This is a genomic window from Burkholderia sp. MSh2 (genome assembly GCF_000731655.1).
GTDB lineage: Bacteria > Pseudomonadota > Gammaproteobacteria > Burkholderiales > Burkholderiaceae > Burkholderia > Burkholderia paludis.
In genome coordinates this window covers 83,015-101,955 of record NZ_JPGM01000031.1, presented here as the reverse complement: position 1 = coordinate 101,955, position 18,941 = coordinate 83,015, and the positions used below count along the sequence as shown (strand labels likewise).

Below are 18,941 nucleotides of genomic sequence, written 5' to 3'. Positions count from 1 at the left end.
GAGAAAGCAATGAAAGCTCTGCTCGATCTATTCAAGCAAGTCCAACAGGAAGAAGTTTTCGACGCGATCAAGATCGGTCTGGCTTCGCCTGACAAGATCCGTTCGTGGTCGTTCGGCGAGGTGAAGAAGCCGGAGACCATCAACTACCGTACGTTCAAGCCGGAACGTGATGGTCTCTTCTGCGCGAAGATCTTCGGGCCGATCAAGGACTACGAGTGCCTGTGCGGCAAGTACAAGCGCCTGAAGCACCGCGGCGTGATCTGCGAGAAGTGCGGCGTCGAAGTGACGCTGGCGAAGGTGCGTCGCGAGCGCATGGGCCACATCGAGCTGGCCTCGCCGGTCGCGCACATCTGGTTCCTGAAGTCGCTGCCGTCGCGTCTGGGCATGGTGCTCGACATGACGCTGCGCGACATCGAACGCGTGCTGTACTTCGAAGCGTACGTGGTGATCGAACCGGGCATGACGCCGCTGAAGGCGCGGCAGATCATGACCGAGGAGGATTACTACAACAAGGTCGAGGAATACGGCGACGAATTCCGTGCCGAAATGGGCGCGGAAGGCGTGCGTGAACTGCTGCGCGCGATCAACATCGACGAGCAGGTCGAGACGCTGCGCACCGAGCTGAAGAACACCGGCTCGGAAGCGAAGATCAAGAAGTACGCGAAGCGCCTGAAGGTCCTCGAGGCATTCCAGCGCTCGGGCATCAAGCCCGAGTGGATGATCCTCGAAGTGCTGCCGGTGCTGCCGCCGGAACTGCGTCCGCTCGTGCCGCTGGACGGCGGCCGTTTCGCGACGTCGGACCTGAACGACCTGTATCGCCGCGTGATCAACCGTAACAACCGGTTGAAGCGTCTGCTCGAGCTGAAGGCGCCTGAAATCATCGTCCGCAACGAAAAGCGGATGCTGCAGGAAGCCGTCGACTCGCTGCTCGACAACGGTCGTCGCGGCAAGGCGATGACGGGCGCGAACAAGCGTCCGCTGAAGTCGCTCGCCGACATGATCAAGGGCAAGGGCGGCCGTTTCCGTCAGAACCTGCTGGGCAAGCGCGTCGACTACTCGGGCCGTTCGGTCATCGTGGTCGGCCCGACGCTGAAGCTGCACCAGTGCGGTCTGCCGAAGCTGATGGCGCTCGAGCTGTTCAAGCCGTTCATCTTCAACAAGCTGGAAGTGATGGGCGTCGCGACGACCATCAAGGCGGCGAAGAAGGAAGTCGAGAACCAGACGCCGGTGGTGTGGGACATCCTCGAAGAGGTGATCCGCGAGCACCCGGTGATGCTGAACCGTGCGCCGACGCTGCACCGTCTCGGTATCCAGGCGTTCGAGCCCGTGCTGATCGAAGGCAAGGCAATCCAGCTGCACCCGCTCGTCTGCGCGGCGTTCAACGCCGACTTCGACGGTGACCAGATGGCCGTTCACGTGCCGCTGTCGCTCGAAGCGCAGATGGAAGCGCGCACGCTGATGCTTGCGTCGAACAACGTGCTGTTCCCGGCCAACGGCGATCCGTCGATCGTGCCGTCGCAGGATATCGTGCTGGGTCTGTACTACGCGACCCGCGAAGCGATCAACGGCAAGGGCGAAGGCCTGTCGTTCACGGGCGTGTCGGAAGCGATCCGCGCGTACGAGAACAAGGAAGTCGAGCTGGCCTCGCGCGTCAACGTGCGGATCACCGAAATGGTCCGCAACGAGGACACGTCGGAAGGCGCGCCGGAATTCGTGCCGAAGATCTCGCTGTACGCGACGACCGTCGGCCGCGCGATCCTGTCGGAGATCCTGCCGCACGGCCTGCCGTTCTCGGTGCTGAACAAGCCGCTGAAGAAGAAGGAAATCTCGCGCCTGATCAACACGGCGTTCCGCAAGTGCGGTCTGCGCGCGACGGTGGTGTTCGCCGACCAGCTGATGCAGTCGGGTTTCCGTCTCGCGACGCGCGCCGGCATTTCGATCTGCGTGGACGACATGCTCGTGCCGCCGCAGAAGGAAACGATCGTCGGCGACGCCGCGAAGAAGGTGAAGGAGTACGACCGCCAGTACATGTCGGGTCTCGTCACCGCGCAGGAACGCTACAACAACGTGGTCGACATCTGGTCGGCAACGTCGGAAGCGGTCGGCAAGGCGATGATGGAGCAGCTGTCGACGGAGCCGGTGACGGACCGCGACGGCAAGGAAACGCGCCAGGAATCGTTCAACTCGATCTACATGATGGCCGACTCGGGCGCCCGGGGTTCGGCGGTTCAGATTCGTCAGCTGGCCGGTATGCGCGGCCTGATGGCGAAGCCGGACGGCTCGATTATCGAGACGCCGATTACCGCGAACTTCCGCGAAGGTCTGAACGTGTTGCAGTACTTCATCTCGACCCACGGTGCACGTAAGGGTCTGGCTGATACGGCACTGAAGACCGCGAACTCGGGTTACCTGACGCGTCGTCTCGTCGACGTCACGCAGGATCTGGTCGTGGTGGAAGACGATTGCGGCACGTCGAACGGCGTGGCGATGAAGGCCCTGGTCGAAGGCGGTGAAGTCGTCGAAGCGCTGCGTGACCGTATCCTCGGCCGCGTTGCGGTCGCGGACGTCGTGAACCCGGAAACGCAGGAAACGGTGTACGAATCGGGCACGCTGCTCGATGAAACGGCGGTCGAGGAAATCGAACGTCTGGGCATCGACGAAGTGCGCGTGCGCACGCCGCTGACCTGCGAAACGCGCTACGGCCTGTGCGCAGCCTGCTACGGCCGTGACCTTGGCCGCGGCTCGCTCGTGAACGTCGGCGAAGCAGTCGGCGTGATCGCGGCACAGTCGATCGGCGAACCGGGCACGCAGCTGACGATGCGTACGTTCCACATCGGTGGTGCGGCATCGCGTGCGGCAGTGGCCTCGTCGGTCGAAGCGAAGAGCAACGGTATCGTGCGCTTCACGGCGACGATGCGTTACGTCACGAACGCGAAGGGCGAGCAGATCGTCATTTCCCGTTCGGGCGAAGCGATGATCACCGACGATTTCGGTCGCGAGCGCGAGCGTCACAAAGTGCCGTACGGCGCGACGCTGCTGCAGCTCGACGGTGTGACGATCAAGGCTGGCACGCAGCTCGCCACCTGGGATCCGCTGACGCGTCCGATCATCACCGAGTACGGTGGTACGGTGAAGTTCGAGAACGTCGAGGAAGGCGTGACCGTCGCGAAGCAGATCGACGACGTGACCGGCCTGTCGACGCTGGTCGTGATCGACGTGAAGCGTCGTGGTTCGCAGGCTTCGAAGAGCGTGCGTCCGCAGGTCAAGCTGCTCGACGCGAACGGCGACGAAGTGAAGATTCCGGGCACGGAGCACGCAGTGCAGATCGGCTTCCAGGTCGGCGCACTGATCACCGTGAAGGATGGTCAGCAGGTGCAGGTCGGTGAAGTGCTCGCACGTATCCCGACGGAAGCGCAGAAGACGCGTGACATTACCGGCGGTCTGCCGCGGGTGGCGGAACTGTTCGAAGCGCGTTCGCCGAAGGATGCCGGCATTCTCGCGGAAGTCACCGGTACGACGTCGTTCGGTAAGGACACGAAGGGCAAGCAGCGTCTCGTCATCACGGATCTCGAGGGCAACCAGCACGAGTTCCTGATCGCGAAGGAAAAGCAGGTTCTGGTTCACGATGCCCAGGTCGTCAACAAGGGCGAAATGATCGTGGACGGTCCGGCCGATCCGCACGACATCCTGCGTCTGCAGGGTATCGAGGCGCTGTCGCGCTACATCGTCGACGAAGTGCAGGACGTGTATCGTCTGCAGGGCGTGAAGATCAACGACAAGCACATCGAGGTGATCGTTCGCCAGATGCTGCGTCGTGTGCAGATCACCGACAACGGCGATACGCGCTTCATCCCGGGCGAACAGGTCGAGCGTTCCGACATGCTGGACGAGAACGATCGCATGATCGCCGAGGACAAGCGTCCGGCTTCGTACGACAACGTGCTGCTCGGTATCACGAAGGCATCGCTGTCGACCGACTCGTTCATCTCCGCGGCATCGTTCCAGGAAACGACCCGCGTGCTGACCGAAGCGGCGATCATGGGCAAGCGCGACGATCTGCGCGGCCTGAAGGAAAACGTGATCGTCGGCCGTCTGATTCCGGCCGGTACGGGTCTCGCGTTCCACAAGGCACGCAAGGCGAAGGAATCGTCGGATCGCGAGCGTTTCGACCAGATCGCAGCGGAAGAGGCATTCGACTTCGGCACGCCGAGCGCGCCTGCCGCGGAAGAGCCGCAACAGCACCCGGCAGCCGAGTAAGCGCGGGCGGCGCGAGCCGCCTCGCCTCACCACGCTGTCACCGAAACCGCCCGGTTCTGCCGGGCGGTTTTTTTTATCCGTCGTTCACGCGCATGACGCGCTTGCGCAGTGCCGGCCGAGGCCGCTTGCGAGCGATGCGTCGCCAGGCCGCACATGCCGCCGCAGGCATCGCAATCACATGCAGCGAGGCCGTTGCAGGCACGTCATGCGCGCGAACGAACCCTGGCCGATCGGCCAAACCGCACGATTCGCCACGCGTTGCGCGAGCGGGTTGTTAAAATTGCGGTCATCGTCCAGCCGTCCCTGTCCTCTTTCATGTCCCGCGCCCTCGAAATCCTCGACGAAGTATTTGGTTATCCCGCTTTTCGCGGCCAGCAGGGTGAGATCGTCGAGCACGTCGCCGGCGGCGGCGATTGTCTCGTGCTGATGCCGACCGGCGGCGGCAAGTCGCTGTGCTACCAGATCCCGGCGTTGCTGCGCCGCGAGGCCGGGCAGGGCGCCGGCATCGTCGTGTCGCCGCTGATCGCGCTGATGCAGGACCAGGTCGCCGCGTTGAGCGAAGTCGGCGTGCGCGCGGCCTACCTGAATTCGACGCTGTCGGGCGCCGAGGCGGCGGCAACCGAGCGCGCGCTGCGCGAAGGCGAAATCGACCTGCTGTACGTGGCGCCCGAGCGGCTGATGACGGGGCGCTTCCTCGACCTGCTCGAGCGCGCGAAGATCGGCCTGTTCGCGATCGACGAAGCGCACTGCGTGTCGCAATGGGGGCACGATTTCCGCCCGGAATACATTCAGCTGTCGGTGCTGCACGAGCGGTTCCCGTCGGTGCCGCGCGTCGCGCTGACCGCCACGGCCGACGCGATCACGCGCGACGAGATCATCCATCGCCTCGCGCTCGACGACGCACGCGTGTTCGTGTCGAGCTTCGATCGCCCGAACATCCGCTACCGGATCGTCGAGAAGGACAACGCACGTTCGCAGCTGCTCGACTTCATCCGCGCCGAACACACGAATGCCGACGGTACGACCGATGCGGGTGTCGTGTATTGCCTGTCGCGCCGCAAGGTCGAGGAAACGGCCGAGTGGCTGAAGGCGCAGGGCGTGCGCGCGCTGCCGTATCACGCCGGGATGGAGTTCGAGGTGCGGCAGAAGCACCAGGAAATGTTCCAGCGCGAGGAAGGCATCGTGATGTGCGCGACGATTGCGTTCGGCATGGGCATCGACAAACCCGACGTGCGCTTCGTCGCGCACCTGGATTTGCCGAAGAGCGTCGAAGGCTACTACCAGGAAACGGGCCGCGCCGGTCGTGACGGGATGCCCGCGAATGCGTGGATGGCGTACGGCCTCGGTGATGTCGTCCAGCAGCGCAAGATGATCGACGAGTCCGATGCGGACGACGCGCACAAGCGCGTCCAGACGTCGAAGCTGGACGCGCTGCTCGGGCTGTGCGAGACGATCTCGTGCCGCCGCGTGCGGCTGCTGAACTACTTCGGCGAGGAGAGCAAGCCGTGCGGCAACTGCGACACGTGCCTCGAGCCGCCTGATTCGTGGGATGCGACGCGTGAGGCGCAGATGGCGCTGTCCTGCGTGTTCCGCGCACAGCGCGCAAGCGGTTTCAATTTCGGCTCGAGCCACCTGATCGAGATCCTGCGCGGCGGGCGCACCGAGAAGGTGTTGCAACGAGGCCACGACCAGCTGACGACGTTCGGGATCGGCGCGTCGCTGTCGGAACCCGAGTGGCGCGCGATTTTCCGGCAGCTCGTCGCGTACGGCTATCTGGCCGTCGATCATGGGGGCTTCGGCGCGCTCGTGCTGACCGAAGCCGCGAAGCCCGTGCTGAAGAACGAGGAGAAGGTCACGCTGCGTCGCTACGTGAAGCCGCAGCGCACGCGCCAGTCGTCGAGCCGCAGCGGTACGCGCGTCGATCCGACGGCCGGCATGGGCGCGCGCGAGCGCGCCCGGTGGGATGCGCTGCGCGCGTGGCGCGCGGAAACCGCGAAGACGGACGGCGTGCCGGCCTACGTGATCTTCCACGACGCGACGCTCGCCGAGATCGCACGCAACGCGCCGGAGTCGATCGACGACCTGCGCCATATCCCCGGCATGGGGGTGCGCAAGCTGGAGCGCTTCGGCGACGAGATCATCGACGTCGTCGAGTCGGCCTGACACAGGCGTTCCGACCCTTCCGGTAAACCACGCGTCCGGCCGGCGAATCACGCAAGCCGTTGACTTAGTTGGTATTTCCGGAATATCATGCTGGGTTCCGGTATTCGGTGGGCCGAGTCGCATTCGAAAGTTCGCACCCGTTTCGCCGGTTCGGAAGTCAACTGTGCGCCGATTCTCGCTTTGCCCGAAATCGATGCGCAGATTTTGTTCAATTTCAGGAATAAACAATGCCAACCATCAACCAACTGGTTCGCAAAGGCCGTCAGTCGGAAACGACGAAGAGCAAGAGCCCGGCCCTGCAGGACTGCCCCCAGCGTCGCGGCGTGTGCACCCGTGTGTACACGACGACGCCGAAGAAGCCGAACTCGGCACTCCGTAAGGTCGCCAAGGTTCGTCTGACGAACGGCTTCGAAGTGATTTCGTACATCGGCGGTGAAGGCCACAACCTGCAGGAACACTCGGTTGTGCTGATCCGCGGCGGCCGTGTGAAGGACTTGCCGGGTGTGCGTTACCACATGGTTCGCGGCTCGCTGGATACCCAGGGCGTCAAGGACCGTAAGCAAGCGCGCTCGAAGTACGGCGCGAAGCGTGCAAAGGCTGCCAAGTAAGCAGTTTTTGATCAGGGATCGCCGCAGGGCGGTCAAGGCGGGAGTGCCGGATTGCCGGTGCTGTCGAGTAAGTGGTCACCCGGCCAAGCTGGTTAGTCGTGAAGATGTGATCGGGTTTGTTGGTGGCCGCGGAGCTGGAACCAGCTCCAACTGAACAAGTAAAGGAAGAATCATGCCGCGTCGTCGCGAAGTCCCCAAGCGGGAAGTGTTGCCGGATCCGAAGTTCGGTAACGTTGATGTTGCCAAGTTCATGAACATGCTGATGCTGTCCGGCAAGAAGTCGGTCGCAGAACGCATCGTTTATGGCGCATTCGAACAAATCCAGACCAAGGGTGGCAAGGACCCGCTGGAAGTGTTCACGGTTGCGCTCAACAACGTGAAGCCGGTGGTCGAAGTGAAGAGCCGCCGCGTTGGTGGTGCCAACTATCAAGTTCCGGTCGAAGTGCGCCCGTCGCGTCGTATGGCATTGGCGATGCGCTGGCTGCGTGAGGCTGCGAAGAAGCGTAGCGAGAAGTCGATGGCCCTGCGCCTGGCAGGTGAACTCTCCGAAGCGGCCGAAGGCCGTGGCGGCGCGATGAAGAAGCGCGACGAAGTTCACCGCATGGCAGAAGCCAACCGCGCGTTCTCGCATTTCCGTTTCTAAGCGCCTGGCTGGGCTGTTTGCGGAAATAAATTCCGGGCGGGTGCGCTTTTCAGGCGCCTCGCCCGTTTGTGTTGAAGCACGATGCAGCAGGGCTGCATCGTGTCATCCCAGTAGAGGATCAAAGTGGCTCGCAAGACTCCTATCGAGCGCTACCGCAATATCGGTATTAGCGCTCACATCGACGCCGGCAAAACGACGACGACCGAGCGCATTCTGTTTTACACCGGTGTGAACCACAAGATCGGTGAAGTCCACGACGGCGCAGCCACGATGGACTGGATGGAGCAGGAACAGGAGCGTGGCATCACGATCACGTCCGCTGCTACCACGGCCTTCTGGAAGGGCATGGGCGGCAACTATCCGGAACACCGCATCAACATCATCGACACCCCGGGCCACGTCGACTTCACGATCGAAGTCGAGCGCTCGATGCGCGTGCTCGACGGCGCGTGCATGGTGTACTGCGCAGTGGGCGGCGTGCAGCCGCAGTCGGAAACGGTGTGGCGCCAGGCGAACAAGTACAAGGTGCCGCGTCTCGCGTTCGTCAACAAGATGGACCGTACCGGCGCGAACTTCTTCAAGGTCTACGACCAGCTCCGTCTGCGCCTGAAGGCGAACCCGGTTCCGGTCGTGGTGCCGATCGGTGCGGAAGAAGGCTTCAAGGGCGTCGTCGATCTGATCAAGATGAAGGCGATCATTTGGGACGAAGCGTCGCAAGGCACGAAGTTCGACTACGTCGACATCCCGGCGGAACTCGCCGACACGTGCAACGAGTGGCGTGAAAAGATGGTCGAAGCCGCTGCCGAGTCGAGCGAAGACCTGATGAACAAGTACCTGGAAGCAGGTTCGCTGACGGAAGACGAGATCGTGAAGGGTCTGCGTGACCGTACGATCGCGTGCGAAATCCAGCCGATGCTGTGCGGTACCGCGTTCAAGAACAAGGGCGTGCAGCGTATGCTCGACGCCGTGATCGACTTCCTGCCGTCGCCGGTCGACATTCCGCCGGTTACGGGCGAACTCGAAAACGGCGAGAAGACGGAGCGTCGTGCTTCCGACGACGAGAAGTTCTCGTCGCTCGCGTTCAAGATCATGACCGACCCGTTCGTCGGCCAGCTGATCTTCTTCCGCGTCTACTCGGGCGTCGTCAATTCGGGCGACACGCTGCTCAATGCGACCAAGGGCAAGAAGGAACGCCTCGGCCGTATTCTGCAGATGCACGCGAACCAGCGTGAAGAAATCAAGGAAGTCCGTGCAGGCGACATCGCTGCCGCGGTCGGCCTGAAGGAAGCGACCACCGGCGACACGCTGTGCGATCCGGCACATCCGATCGTGCTCGAGCGCATGGTGTTCCCGGAGCCGGTGATTTCGCAGGCTGTCGAGCCGAAGACCAAGGCTGACCAGGAAAAGATGGGCCTGGCGCTGAACCGTCTGGCACAGGAAGATCCGTCGTTCCGCGTGCAGACCGACGAAGAATCGGGTCAAACGATCATTTCGGGCATGGGCGAGCTCCACCTCGAAATTCTGGTTGACCGGATGAAGCGTGAATTCGGCGTGGAAGCGACCGTCGGCAAGCCGCAGGTTGCTTACCGCGAAACGATCCGCAAGTCGGCCGCGGACGTCGAAGGCAAGTTCGTCAAGCAGTCGGGCGGTCGCGGTCAGTACGGCCATGCGGTCATCACGCTCGAGCGCAGCGAACTGGGCAAGGGCTACGAGTTCATCGACGCGATCAAGGGCGGCGTGATTCCGCGTGAATACATTCCGTCGGTTGACAAGGGTATCCAGGAAACGCTGAAGAGCGGTGTGCTGGCAGGCTTCCCGGTCGTCGACGTGAAGGTCACGCTGACGTTCGGTTCGTACCACGACGTCGACTCGAACGAAAATGCGTTCCGCATGGCTGGTTCGATGGCGTTCAAGGAAGCAATGCGCCGCGCGGATCCGGTTCTGCTCGAGCCGATGATGGCCGTTGAAGTGGAAACGCCGGAAGACTTCATGGGTAACGTGATGGGTGACCTGTCGGGTCGTCGCGGCATTATCCAGGGCATGGACGACATGGTGGGCGGCGGCAAGATCGTGCGCGCCGAAGTGCCGCTGTCGGAAATGTTCGGCTATTCCACGTCGCTGCGTTCGCTCACGCAAGGTCGCGCAACGTACACGATGGAGTTCAAGCACTACGCTGAAGCTCCGAAGAACGTTGCAGAAGCGATCATCAGCGCGAAGTCGAAGTAATTCGCTATCACAATCGATTATTTTTGAAAGAAGAGAATCATGGCAAAAGGTAAATTCGAGCGGACCAAGCCGCACGTGAACGTTGGTACGATTGGTCACGTTGACCACGGCAAGACGACGCTGACGGCAGCGATCACGACGGTTCTGACGAAGAAGTTCGGCGGCGAAGCGAAGGCATACGACCAGATCGACGCGGCACCGGAAGAAAAGGCGCGCGGCATCACGATCAACACGGCACACGTCGAGTACGAAACGGCTAACCGCCACTACGCACACGTCGACTGCCCGGGCCACGCTGACTATGTGAAGAACATGATCACGGGCGCAGCGCAGATGGACGGCGCGATCCTGGTTTGCTCGGCAGCAGACGGCCCGATGCCGCAAACGCGTGAGCACATCCTGCTGGCGCGTCAGGTTGGCGTTCCGTACATCATCGTGTTCCTGAACAAGTGCGACATGGTGGACGACGCTGAACTGCTCGAGCTGGTCGAGATGGAAGTTCGCGAACTCCTGTCGAAGTACGACTTCCCGGGCGACGACACGCCGATCGTGAAGGGTTCGGCCAAGCTGGCGCTGGAAGGCGACACGGGCGAGCTGGGCGAAGTGGCGATCATGAACCTGGCGGACGCGCTGGACACGTACATCCCGACGCCGGAGCGCGCAGTTGACGGCGCATTCCTGATGCCGGTGGAAGACGTGTTCTCGATCTCGGGTCGTGGCACGGTGGTGACGGGTCGCGTCGAGCGCGGCATCGTCAAGGTCGGCGAGGAAATCGAAATCGTCGGTATCAAGCCGACGGTGAAGACGACCTGCACGGGCGTGGAAATGTTCCGCAAGCTGCTGGACCAAGGTCAAGCGGGCGACAACGTCGGTATCCTGCTGCGCGGCACGAAGCGTGAAGACGTGGAGCGTGGCCAGGTTCTGGCGAAGCCGGGTTCGATCACGCCGCACACGCACTTCACGGCTGAAGTGTACGTGCTGAGCAAGGACGAAGGCGGCCGTCACACGCCGTTCTTCAACAACTACCGTCCGCAGTTCTACTTCCGTACGACGGACGTGACGGGCTCGATCGAGCTGCCGAAGGACAAGGAAATGGTGATGCCGGGCGACAACGTGTCGATCACGGTGAAGCTGATCGCTCCGATCGCGATGGAAGAAGGTCTGCGCTTCGCAATCCGCGAAGGCGGCCGTACGGTCGGCGCCGGCGTCGTCGCCAAGATCATCGAGTAACATCGACGATCCGCGGATCCCGACGGGGTCCGCGATTCCGCGGTATGCAGTTGTACCGTCGAAACCGGGTGTCCAGCTTGCGCTGGCACCCGGTTTTGTTTTTTCGGTGCGCTGCGTGCGACGGCAAGCGGGACGACAAACTCGCACCATCGCTCCAGAATTTCGTGTAGAATCGCGGGCTTAGCAGTGGAAGTACTGTCCGGAACCTGATGTCTCGCTCCCCGCAGGCGTCACGTTTCACGTTCTTTTGGTGTCCGGCGATGCAAGATCGCCTCGCTCTTTTCAAGGAATCGTCATGCAGCAACAGAAAATCCGCATTCGCCTGAAGGCTTTCGACTATCGTCTGATCGATCAATCGGCAGCCGAGATCGTCGATACCGCGAAGCGGACTGGCGCAATCGTCCGTGGCCCGGTGCCGCTGCCGACGCGCATTCAGCGTTTTGACATCCTGCGTTCGCCGCACGTCAACAAGACGTCGCGCGATCAGCTCGAAATCCGCACCCACCAGCGCCTGATGGACATCGTCGATCCGACCGACAAGACGGTTGACGCGCTGATGAAGCTCGACCTGCCGGCTGGCGTCGACGTGGAAATCAAGCTGCAGTAAGGCTTTCGGCGCCAACCGGTCTGCCGTGTGGCGCTAAGTCTTTGTATTGCTTGCGGAAATCGCGAGGTCGGGCTATACTGCTTGGCTTTTCGCGTATTCGCGTAAAAAAGTTGGGCCTTGCGTGCCCGGCATTTTGTAAATCAGCCCCGACCAATCGCAGTCGGGAATGGAGAAAATGATGAGCCTTGGACTCGTAGGTCGCAAGGTTGGCATGACCCGTATCTTCACGGCGGAAGGGGATTCGATTCCCGTCACCGTGCTGGACGTGTCGGACAACCGCGTGACGCAGATCAAGACTGTTGAAACCGACGGCTACACGGCCGTGCAGGTTGCATTCGGCTCCCGCCGCGCATCGCGCGTGACGAAGCCGCTGGCAGGTCATCTCGCCAAAGCCGGTGTCGAAGCCGGTGAAATCCTCAAGGAATTCCGCATTGACGCGGCCAAGGCAGCCGAGCTGTCGAATGGCGCCGTGGTCGGTGCAGATCTTTTCGAAGTGGGCCAGAAGGTCGACGTGCAAGGCGTGTCGATCGGTAAGGGCTACGCCGGTACGATCAAGCGTTACAACTTCTCCTCCGGCCGTGCCACGCACGGTAACTCGCGCTCGCACAACGTGCCGGGCTCGATCGGTATGGCGCAGGATCCGGGTCGTGTTTTCCCGGGTAAACGCATGACGGGTCACATGGGTGACGTGACGGTGACGGTGCAGAACCTCGAAATCGCTCGTATCGACGCAGAGCGCAAGCTGCTGCTCGTGAAGGGTGCGATTCCGGGCGCGAAGGGCGGCAAGGTCTTCGTGACGCCGGCCGTCAAGACCAAGGGGGCGAAATAATGGAACTCAAGCTCCTGAACGAAAATGGTCAGGAAGGTGCAGTGGTCAACGCATCGGACGTCGTGTTCGGTCGTGACTACAACGAAGCGCTGATCCACCAGGTCGTCGTCGCTTACCAGGCGAATGCTCGCCAGGGTAACCGCGCACAGAAGGACCGTGAGCAAGTCAAGCACACGACCAAGAAGCCGTGGCGCCAGAAGGGTACGGGCCGTGCTCGTGCCGGTATGTCGTCGAGCCCGTTGTGGCGTGGCGGTGGTCGTATCTTCCCGAATTCGCCGGAAGAGAACTTCTCGCACAAGGTCAACAAGAAGATGCATCGCGCAGGTCTCTGCTCGATCTTCTCGCAGCTGGCCCGTGAAGGCCGTCTGTCGGTTGTCGAGGACATCATCCTCGAAGCGCCGAAGACCAAGCTGCTGGCCGAAAAATTCAAGACCATGGGTCTCGACTCCGTGCTGATCATCACCGACACGGTTGACGAAAACCTGTACCTGGCATCGCGCAACCTGCCGCACGTGGCAATTGTCGAGCCGCGCTACGCTGACCCGCTGTCGCTGATCTACTTCAAGAAAGTGCTGGTCACGAAGGCTGCGGTCGCCCAGATCGAGGAGTTGCTGTCATGAGCGAGATTCGCAAGAACGATCATCGTTTGATGCAGGTCCTGCTCGCACCGGTGATCTCGGAAAAGGCGACGCTGGTTGCCGACAAGAACGAGCAAGTCGTGTTCGAAGTCGCACCGGATGCCACGAAGCAGGAAGTGAAGGCGGCTGTCGAGCTGCTGTTCAAGGTTGAAGTTGATTCCGTCAACGTGCTGGTTCAGAAGGGCAAGCAAAAGCGCTTTGGCCGTTCGATGGGCCGCCGCAAGGACGTGAAGAAGGCGTATGTCTGCCTGAAGCCCGGCCAGGAAATCAACTTTGAAGCGGAGGCCAAGTAATCATGGCAATCGTTAAAGTTAAACCGACTTCGCCGGGTCGCCGCGCGATGGTCAAGGTGGTCAACAAGAACCTGCACCAGGGCAAGCCGTTCGCGGCACTGCTCGACTCGCAGAGCTCGACCGCCGGCCGTAACAACAACGGCCGTATCACCACGCGTCACAAGGGTGGTGGTCACAAGCAGCACTATCGTATCGTCGATTTCCGTCGCACGAAGGATGGCATTCCGGCAAAGGTCGAGCGTCTCGAGTACGACCCGAACCGTAGCGCGAACATCGCGCTGGTGCTCTACGCAGACGGCGAACGCCGCTACATCATCGCCCCGAAGGGCCTGACCGTCGGCCAACAGCTGATGTCGGGTTCGGAAGCGCCGATCCGTGCAGGCAACACGCTGCCGATCCGCAACATTCCGGTCGGTACGACGATCCACTGCATCGAGATGCTGCCGGGCAAGGGCGCGCAAATGGCGCGTTCGGCTGGCACGTCGGCCATGCTGCTCGCACGTGAAGGCGTCTACGCGCAGGTTCGTCTGCGTTCGGGCGAAATCCGCCGCGTGCACATCGAGTGCCGTGCAACGATCGGTGAAGTCGGCAACGAAGAGCATAGCCTGCGCCAGATCGGCAAGGCTGGCGCGAACCGCTGGCGCGGTATCCGCCCGACGGTGCGTGGCGTTGCGATGAACCCGGTTGATCACCCGCACGGTGGTGGTGAGGGCAAGACGGCTGCAGGTCGCGATCCGGTTAGCCCGTGGGGTACGCCGGCTAAGGGTTATCGCACCCGTAGCAACAAGCGCACGACGACGATGATCGTCCAGCGCCGTCACAAGCGTTAAGGAGTAGGCAATGGCACGTTCTGTAAAAAAAGGTCCGTTCTGCGACGCCCATTTGCTGAAGAAAGTTGAGGCGGCTGCAGCTTCGCGCGACAAAAAGCCGATCAAGACCTGGTCGCGTCGCTCGACGATTCTGCCGGATTTCATCGGCCTGACGATCGCCGTTCATAACGGCCGTCAACACGTTCCGGTGTACATCTCGGAAAACATGGTCGGCCACAAGCTTGGCGAGTTCGCACTGACCCGTACGTTCAAGGGTCACGCGGCCGACAAGAAGGCCAAGAAATAAGGGGCAATCAAGATGGAAGTGAAAGCAATTCATCGCGGTGCCCGCATCTCGGCGCAAAAAACGCGCCTTGTGGCTGACCAGATCCGCGGTTTGCCGGTCGACAAGGCGCTGAACGTTCTGACGTTCTCGCCGAAGAAAGCGGCTGGCATCGTGAAGAAGGTTGTGCTGTCGGCAATCGCGAATGCGGAGCACAACGAAGGCGCCGATATCGACGAGCTCAAGATCAAGAGCATCTACGTCGACAAGGCTGCATCGCTCAAGCGTTTCACCGCGCGCGCCAAGGGCCGCGGTAACCGCATCGAGAAGCAATCCTGTCACATCACTGTGACGGTCGGGAATTAAGGAGCCATACGATGGGACAGAAAATTCATCCGACTGGCTTCCGCCTGGCTGTCAGCCGCAATTGGGCTTCGCGTTGGTACGCGAACAACAACAATTTCGCGGCGATGCTTCAGGAAGACATCGGTGTTCGTGAATACCTGAAGAAGAAGCTGAAGAACGCTTCGGTCGGTCGGGTCGTCATCGAGCGTCCGGCGAAGAACGCGCGCATCACGATTTACAGCTCGCGTCCGGGTGTGGTCATCGGCAAGAAGGGCGAGGATATCGAACAGCTGAAGACGGAACTGCAACGCCGCATGGGCGTGCCGGTTCACGTCAACATCGAAGAGATCCGCAAGCCGGAAACCGATGCTCAGCTGATCGCTGACTCGATCACGCAACAGCTCGAGCGCCGGATCATGTTCCGTCGCGCGATGAAGCGTGCGATGCAGAACGCGATGCGTCTGGGTGCCCAGGGCATCAAGATCATGAGCGCGGGCCGTCTGAACGGTATCGAAATCGCTCGTACGGAGTGGTATCGCGAAGGTCGCGTGCCCCTTCACACGCTGCGTGCTGATATCGACTACGCGACCTCGGAAGCGAAGACGACCTACGGGATCATCGGCGTCAAGGTGTGGGTTTACAAGGGCGACACGCTCGGCCGCAACGACGCACCGGTGGTGGAAGAAGTAGCCGAAGACAAGCGTCCGCGTCGCAATGCGCGTCCGGGCGACCGTCGTCCGCGCCGTGACGGCGAAGGCGGCGCTCCGGGTGCTCGTCGTGGCGCACCGCGCCGTGGCGCCGGCAAGCCCGAAGACGGCAAGACTGGAGAATAACGATGCTGCAACCGAAACGCAGGAAGTATCGTAAAGAGCAGAAGGGTCGTAACACCGGCAAGGCGACGCGCGGCAACGCAGTGTCGTTCGGTGACTTCGGCCTGAAGGCGATCGGTCGCGGTCGTTTGACCGCACGCCAGATTGAAGCGGCGCGTCGTGCAATGACGCGTCACATCAAGCGTGGCGGCCGCATCTGGATCCGGATCTTCCCGGACAAGCCGATTTCGCAGAAGCCGGCGGAAGTGCGTATGGGTAACGGTAAGGGTAACCCGGAGTACTACGTCGCCGAGATTCAGCCGGGCAAGATGCTCTATGAAATGGACGGCGTAACCGAAGAACTGGCACGCGAAGCGTTCCGTCTGGCTGCAGCCAAGCTGCCGCTGAAGACGGCATTCATCGTGCGCCAGCTCGGCGCCTAAGGAGAAAACATGAAGGCTTCCGAACTTCTCCAGAAAGACCAGGCCGCGCTCAACAAGGAGCTGGCGGACCTGCTGAAGGCGCAATTCGGCCTGCGCATGCAACTCGCGACCCAGCAGCTCACGAACACGAGCCAGCTGAAGAAGGTTCGTCGCGACATCGCACGTGTGCGGACCGTCATGACTCAGAAGGCGAACCAGAAATGAACGATAGCGTGAAAACCTCGCTGAAGCGGACGCTGGTCGGTCGGGTCGTCAGCAACAAGATGGACAAGACCGTCACCGTGCTGATCGAGCACCGCGTCAAGCACCCGATCTACGGCAAGTACGTCGTGCGCTCGAAGAAGTACCACGCGCACGATGAAGCGAACACCTGCAACGAAGGCGATCTCGTCGAAATCCAGGAAACTCGTCCTGTTTCGAAGACGAAGGCCTGGACGGTGTCGCGCCTCGTCGAAGCAGCTCGCGTCATCTAAGCGGGCAGTGCAGTAGGCAGTAACGGGCACTTCTCCGCGAAGTGCTTGAAATCGCAAAGTTTTTGCTTGCGTGGCCAGGATTATTTGTTATAATCCTGGTCTTCCCTCTTTATGGGAGCCCCGTCGCGGGCGAAGTTGGTGGGGGAAGCGGACTGGCGCCAGCCTGTCCGAAAGATTCACCGAATTGCGATGGCGGGTTTCGTTTGCCGTCGCTGCTGTTCCAACCCAAGCAGCCGATTGGCTGACGGGACCAAGACTGACCGTATGCATCATGGTGGTGCATCCGGATTAAGTTGGGAAAGACAAACCATGATCCAGACCGAATCTCGGCTCGAAGTAGCCGACAACACGGGTGCACGTGAAGTCATGTGCATCAAGGTGCTCGGCGGCTCGAAGCGTCGTTATGCCAGCATTGGCGACATCATCAAGGTGACCGTCAAAGAGGCAACGCCGCGCGGGCGCGTGAAGAAAGGCGAAATTTACAACGCCGTGGTGGTCCGCACCGCCAAGGGCGTCCGCCGTCAAGACGGCTCGCTGATCAAGTTCGACGGCAACGCCGCTGTGCTTTTGAATAACAAGCTCGAGCCGATCGGCACCCGTATCTTCGGGCCGGTGACGCGTGAGCTGCGTAGCGAACGATTCATGAAGATCGTTTCGCTGGCGCCGGAAGTGCTGTAAGGAGTCGCGATGAACAAGATTCGCAAGGGTGACGAAGTTATCGTTGTCACCGGCAAGGACAAGGGCAAGCGCGGCGTCGTGCTGGCTGTCGGTGCTGAGCATGTGACGGTTGAAGGTATCAACCTCGTCAAGAAGCATGTGAAGCCGAACCCGATGAAGGGTACGACGGGCGGTGTGGAAGCGAAGACGATGCCCCTGCATATTTCGAACGTCGCACTGGTCGACGCGAATGGCAAGGCGTCGCGTGTTGGCATCAAGGTCGAGGAAGGCAAGAAGGTTCGCTTCCTGAAGACGACCGGTGCCGTACTGAGCGCCTGACGCAGCGGAGTAAAAAATGGCTCGTTTTCAAGAGTTTTACAAAGAAAAGGTTGTGCCCGGCCTGATCGAGAAGTTCGGTTACAAGTCGGTCATGGAAGTGCCGCGCATCACCAAGATCACGCTGAACATGGGTCTTGGCGAAGCGATCGCTGACAAGAAGATCATCGAGAACGCCGTTGGCGACCTCACGAAGATCGCCGGCCAGAAGCCGGTCGTCACGAAGGCGCGCAAGGCAATCGCAGGCTTCAAGATCCGCCAGGGTTACCCGATCGGCGCGATGGTGACGCTGCGTGGCCGTGCAATGTACGAATTCCTCGACCGTTTCGTGACGGTCGCCCTGCCCCGCGTGCGTGACTTCCGCGGTGTGTCGGGTCGTGCTTTCGATGGCCGTGGCAACTACAACATCGGTGTGAAAGAGCAGATCATTTTCCCCGAAATCGATTACGACAAGATCGACGCACTGCGTGGGCTGAACATCAGCATCACGACGACTGCGAAGACCGACGACGAAGCAAAGGCTCTGCTCGCCAGCTTCAAGTTCCCGTTCAGAAACTGAGGTTACCGTGGCTAAACTGGCACTGATCGAACGTGAAAAGAAGCGCGCCCGCCTGGTCGCGAAGTTCGCAGCTAAGCGCGAAGCGCTGAAGGCGATCGTCGAAGACCAAAGCAAGTCGGAAGAAGAGCGCTACGAAGCACGCCTGGAGCTGCAGCAACTGCCCCGCAACGCAAACCCGACCCGCCAGCGTAACCGCTGCGCGATCACGGGCCGTCCGCGTGGCACGTTCCGTAAATTCGGCCTCGCGCGTAACAAGATTCGTGAAATCGCATTCCGTGGCGAGATTCCTGGCCTGACCAAGGCGAGCTGGTAATAGGAGAAACGTAAATGAGCATGAGTGATCCTATCGCCGATATGCTGACTCGCATCCGCAACGCGCAGATGGTCGAGAAGGTATCGGTCGCGATGCCCTCGTCGAAGGTCAAGGTTGCAATCGCGCAAGTCCTGAAGGACGAAGGTTATATCGACGATTTCGCGGTGAAGAGCGAAGGCGCGAAGGCAGAACTGAACATCGCGCTGAAGTACTACGCCGGCCGTCCGGTTATCGAACGCCTCGAGCGCGTGTCGAAGCCTGGCCTGCGCGTGTACCGCGGTCGTAACGACATTCCGCAGGTCATGAACGGCCTCGGCGTGGCAATCGTGTCGACGCCGAAGGGCGTGATGACCGACCGCAAGGCGCGCGCTACCGGCGTCGGCGGCGAAGTCATCTGCTACGTCGCTTAAAGCCGAGGAG

Annotated in this window: 22 protein-coding genes; all 22 read left to right on the top strand. The window is 61.2% G+C overall.

The genetic code is table 11. The features are described 5' to 3' along the window. Nucleotides 1-9: 9 nt before the first annotated feature. Nucleotides 10-4,257, top strand: a complete 4,248-nt coding sequence (gene rpoC / locus GQ57_RS20605) for a DNA-directed RNA polymerase subunit beta' (RefSeq protein WP_031400144.1) — start codon at nt 10-12, stop codon at nt 4,255-4,257. Between the two features lie 315 nt (nt 4,258-4,572). Then, the gene (gene recQ, locus GQ57_RS20600) at nt 4,573-6,420 is read left to right on the top strand and encodes a DNA helicase RecQ (RefSeq protein WP_152603320.1); all 1,848 of its coding nucleotides are present in this window, start codon (nt 4,573-4,575) and stop codon (nt 6,418-6,420) included. 227 nt (nt 6,421-6,647) lie between these two features. Then, nucleotides 6,648-7,028, top strand: a complete 381-nt coding sequence (rpsL, locus tag GQ57_RS20595; RefSeq protein ID WP_006400662.1) for a 30S ribosomal protein S12 — start codon at nt 6,648-6,650, stop codon at nt 7,026-7,028. A 172-nt stretch (nt 7,029-7,200) separates the two neighbouring features. Next, nucleotides 7,201-7,671, top strand: coding sequence for a 30S ribosomal protein S7 (gene rpsG / locus GQ57_RS20590; protein WP_006477195.1), 471 nt, complete (start codon nt 7,201-7,203; stop codon nt 7,669-7,671). Nucleotides 7,672-7,794: 123 nt separating this feature from the next. Next, on the top strand, nt 7,795-9,897 hold the full coding sequence (gene fusA, locus GQ57_RS20585) for an elongation factor G (RefSeq protein ID WP_031400142.1): 2,103 nt from the start codon (nt 7,795-7,797) through the stop codon (nt 9,895-9,897). A 39-nt stretch (nt 9,898-9,936) separates the two neighbouring features. Continuing rightward, nucleotides 9,937-11,127 (top strand): elongation factor Tu, encoded by a 1,191-nt coding sequence (tuf, locus tag GQ57_RS20580; RefSeq protein WP_017333531.1) that lies wholly within the window; start codon nt 9,937-9,939, stop codon nt 11,125-11,127. Nucleotides 11,128-11,422: 295 nt separating this feature from the next. Continuing rightward, on the top strand, nt 11,423-11,734 hold the full coding sequence (rpsJ, locus tag GQ57_RS20575) for a 30S ribosomal protein S10 (RefSeq protein ID WP_004199280.1): 312 nt from the start codon (nt 11,423-11,425) through the stop codon (nt 11,732-11,734). Nucleotides 11,735-11,912: 178 nt separating this feature from the next. Continuing rightward, on the top strand, nt 11,913-12,563 hold the full coding sequence (gene rplC / locus GQ57_RS20570; protein WP_006482922.1) for a 50S ribosomal protein L3: 651 nt from the start codon (nt 11,913-11,915) through the stop codon (nt 12,561-12,563). Beyond that, complete coding sequence (rplD, locus tag GQ57_RS20565) at nt 12,563-13,183, top strand: 50S ribosomal protein L4 (protein ID WP_011350675.1); 621 nt, start codon at nt 12,563-12,565, stop codon at nt 13,181-13,183. Before rplC ends, rplD begins: the two co-directional genes overlap by 1 nt. Beyond that, nucleotides 13,180-13,494 carry a 50S ribosomal protein L23 gene (rplW, locus tag GQ57_RS20560; RefSeq protein WP_004199275.1) on the top strand — a complete coding sequence of 105 codons (315 nt, stop codon included), beginning with the start codon at nt 13,180-13,182 and terminating at the stop codon, nt 13,492-13,494. The genes rplD and rplW overlap by 4 nt, the downstream gene beginning before the upstream one ends. Before the next feature lie 2 nt (nt 13,495-13,496). Beyond that, a complete protein-coding gene (rplB, locus tag GQ57_RS20555) occupies nt 13,497-14,324 on the top strand; it encodes a 50S ribosomal protein L2 (RefSeq protein WP_006482900.1) in 828 nt (275 codons plus the stop codon). Between the two features lie 10 nt (nt 14,325-14,334). Further along, nucleotides 14,335-14,610, top strand: a complete 276-nt coding sequence (rpsS, locus tag GQ57_RS20550) for a 30S ribosomal protein S19 (RefSeq protein ID WP_004199273.1) — start codon at nt 14,335-14,337, stop codon at nt 14,608-14,610. 12 nt (nt 14,611-14,622) lie between these two features. Then, nucleotides 14,623-14,952: a 50S ribosomal protein L22 gene (gene rplV, locus GQ57_RS20545; RefSeq protein ID WP_004199272.1), complete on the top strand. Its 330-nt coding sequence runs from the start codon at nt 14,623-14,625 to the stop codon at nt 14,950-14,952. Between the two features lie 11 nt (nt 14,953-14,963). After that, on the top strand, nt 14,964-15,764 hold the full coding sequence (gene rpsC, locus GQ57_RS20540) for a 30S ribosomal protein S3 (protein ID WP_006482899.1): 801 nt from the start codon (nt 14,964-14,966) through the stop codon (nt 15,762-15,764). Between the two features lie 2 nt (nt 15,765-15,766). Continuing rightward, entirely contained in the window at nt 15,767-16,183 is a 417-nt protein-coding gene (gene rplP / locus GQ57_RS20535; protein ID WP_006752927.1) for a 50S ribosomal protein L16, read from the top strand. A 9-nt stretch (nt 16,184-16,192) separates the two neighbouring features. Beyond that, the gene (rpmC, locus tag GQ57_RS20530; protein ID WP_006400652.1) at nt 16,193-16,387 is read left to right on the top strand and encodes a 50S ribosomal protein L29; all 195 of its coding nucleotides are present in this window, start codon (nt 16,193-16,195) and stop codon (nt 16,385-16,387) included. Continuing rightward, entirely contained in the window at nt 16,384-16,656 is a 273-nt protein-coding gene (rpsQ, locus tag GQ57_RS20525; protein WP_006752928.1) for a 30S ribosomal protein S17, read from the top strand. The genes rpmC and rpsQ overlap by 4 nt, the downstream gene beginning before the upstream one ends. Before the next feature lie 309 nt (nt 16,657-16,965). Further along, entirely contained in the window at nt 16,966-17,334 is a 369-nt protein-coding gene (gene rplN, locus GQ57_RS20520) for a 50S ribosomal protein L14 (protein ID WP_013696372.1), read from the top strand. Nucleotides 17,335-17,343: 9 nt separating this feature from the next. Next, the gene (gene rplX / locus GQ57_RS20515) at nt 17,344-17,652 is read left to right on the top strand and encodes a 50S ribosomal protein L24 (protein ID WP_006477187.1); all 309 of its coding nucleotides are present in this window, start codon (nt 17,344-17,346) and stop codon (nt 17,650-17,652) included. 16 nt (nt 17,653-17,668) lie between these two features. Further along, nucleotides 17,669-18,208: a 50S ribosomal protein L5 gene (rplE, locus tag GQ57_RS20510; protein WP_006482882.1), complete on the top strand. Its 540-nt coding sequence runs from the start codon at nt 17,669-17,671 to the stop codon at nt 18,206-18,208. 7 nt (nt 18,209-18,215) lie between these two features. Further along, nucleotides 18,216-18,521: a 30S ribosomal protein S14 gene (gene rpsN, locus GQ57_RS20505; RefSeq protein ID WP_006482884.1), complete on the top strand. Its 306-nt coding sequence runs from the start codon at nt 18,216-18,218 to the stop codon at nt 18,519-18,521. A gap of 14 nt (nt 18,522-18,535) precedes the next feature. Next, nucleotides 18,536-18,931 (top strand): 30S ribosomal protein S8, encoded by a 396-nt coding sequence (rpsH, locus tag GQ57_RS20500; RefSeq protein WP_009687199.1) that lies wholly within the window; start codon nt 18,536-18,538, stop codon nt 18,929-18,931. The last annotated feature ends 10 nt before the right edge of the window (nt 18,932-18,941 follow it).

Excerpts from the sequence above, each read along its gene's own strand:
- tuf (WP_017333531.1), top strand. The coding sequence starts at position 9,937 with ATGGCAAAAGGTAAATTCGAGCGGACCAAGCCGCACGTGAACGTTGGT.
- rplV (WP_004199272.1), top strand. The coding sequence starts at position 14,623 with ATGGAAGTGAAAGCAATTCATCGCGGTGCCCGCATCTCGGCGCAAAAA.
- rplW (WP_004199275.1), top strand. The coding sequence starts at position 13,180 with ATGAGCGAGATTCGCAAGAACGATCATCGTTTGATGCAGGTCCTGCTC.
- rpoC (WP_031400144.1), top strand. The coding sequence starts at position 10 with ATGAAAGCTCTGCTCGATCTATTCAAGCAAGTCCAACAGGAAGAAGTT.
- rpsH (WP_009687199.1), top strand. The coding sequence starts at position 18,536 with ATGAGCATGAGTGATCCTATCGCCGATATGCTGACTCGCATCCGCAAC.
- recQ (WP_152603320.1), top strand. The coding sequence starts at position 4,573 with ATGTCCCGCGCCCTCGAAATCCTCGACGAAGTATTTGGTTATCCCGCT.
- rpsG (WP_006477195.1), top strand. The coding sequence starts at position 7,201 with ATGCCGCGTCGTCGCGAAGTCCCCAAGCGGGAAGTGTTGCCGGATCCG.
- rpsL (WP_006400662.1), top strand. The coding sequence starts at position 6,648 with ATGCCAACCATCAACCAACTGGTTCGCAAAGGCCGTCAGTCGGAAACG.
- rplN (WP_013696372.1), top strand. The coding sequence starts at position 16,966 with ATGATCCAGACCGAATCTCGGCTCGAAGTAGCCGACAACACGGGTGCA.
- rpsJ (WP_004199280.1), top strand. The coding sequence starts at position 11,423 with ATGCAGCAACAGAAAATCCGCATTCGCCTGAAGGCTTTCGACTATCGT.
- rpsS (WP_004199273.1), top strand. The coding sequence starts at position 14,335 with ATGGCACGTTCTGTAAAAAAAGGTCCGTTCTGCGACGCCCATTTGCTG.
- rplP (WP_006752927.1), top strand. The coding sequence starts at position 15,767 with ATGCTGCAACCGAAACGCAGGAAGTATCGTAAAGAGCAGAAGGGTCGT.
- rplD (WP_011350675.1), top strand. The coding sequence starts at position 12,563 with ATGGAACTCAAGCTCCTGAACGAAAATGGTCAGGAAGGTGCAGTGGTC.
- rplB (WP_006482900.1), top strand. The coding sequence starts at position 13,497 with ATGGCAATCGTTAAAGTTAAACCGACTTCGCCGGGTCGCCGCGCGATG.
- rpmC (WP_006400652.1), top strand. The coding sequence starts at position 16,193 with ATGAAGGCTTCCGAACTTCTCCAGAAAGACCAGGCCGCGCTCAACAAG.
- rplX (WP_006477187.1), top strand. The coding sequence starts at position 17,344 with ATGAACAAGATTCGCAAGGGTGACGAAGTTATCGTTGTCACCGGCAAG.
- rplC (WP_006482922.1), top strand. The coding sequence starts at position 11,913 with ATGAGCCTTGGACTCGTAGGTCGCAAGGTTGGCATGACCCGTATCTTC.
- rpsC (WP_006482899.1), top strand. The coding sequence starts at position 14,964 with ATGGGACAGAAAATTCATCCGACTGGCTTCCGCCTGGCTGTCAGCCGC.
- rplE (WP_006482882.1), top strand. The coding sequence starts at position 17,669 with ATGGCTCGTTTTCAAGAGTTTTACAAAGAAAAGGTTGTGCCCGGCCTG.
- rpsQ (WP_006752928.1), top strand. The coding sequence starts at position 16,384 with ATGAACGATAGCGTGAAAACCTCGCTGAAGCGGACGCTGGTCGGTCGG.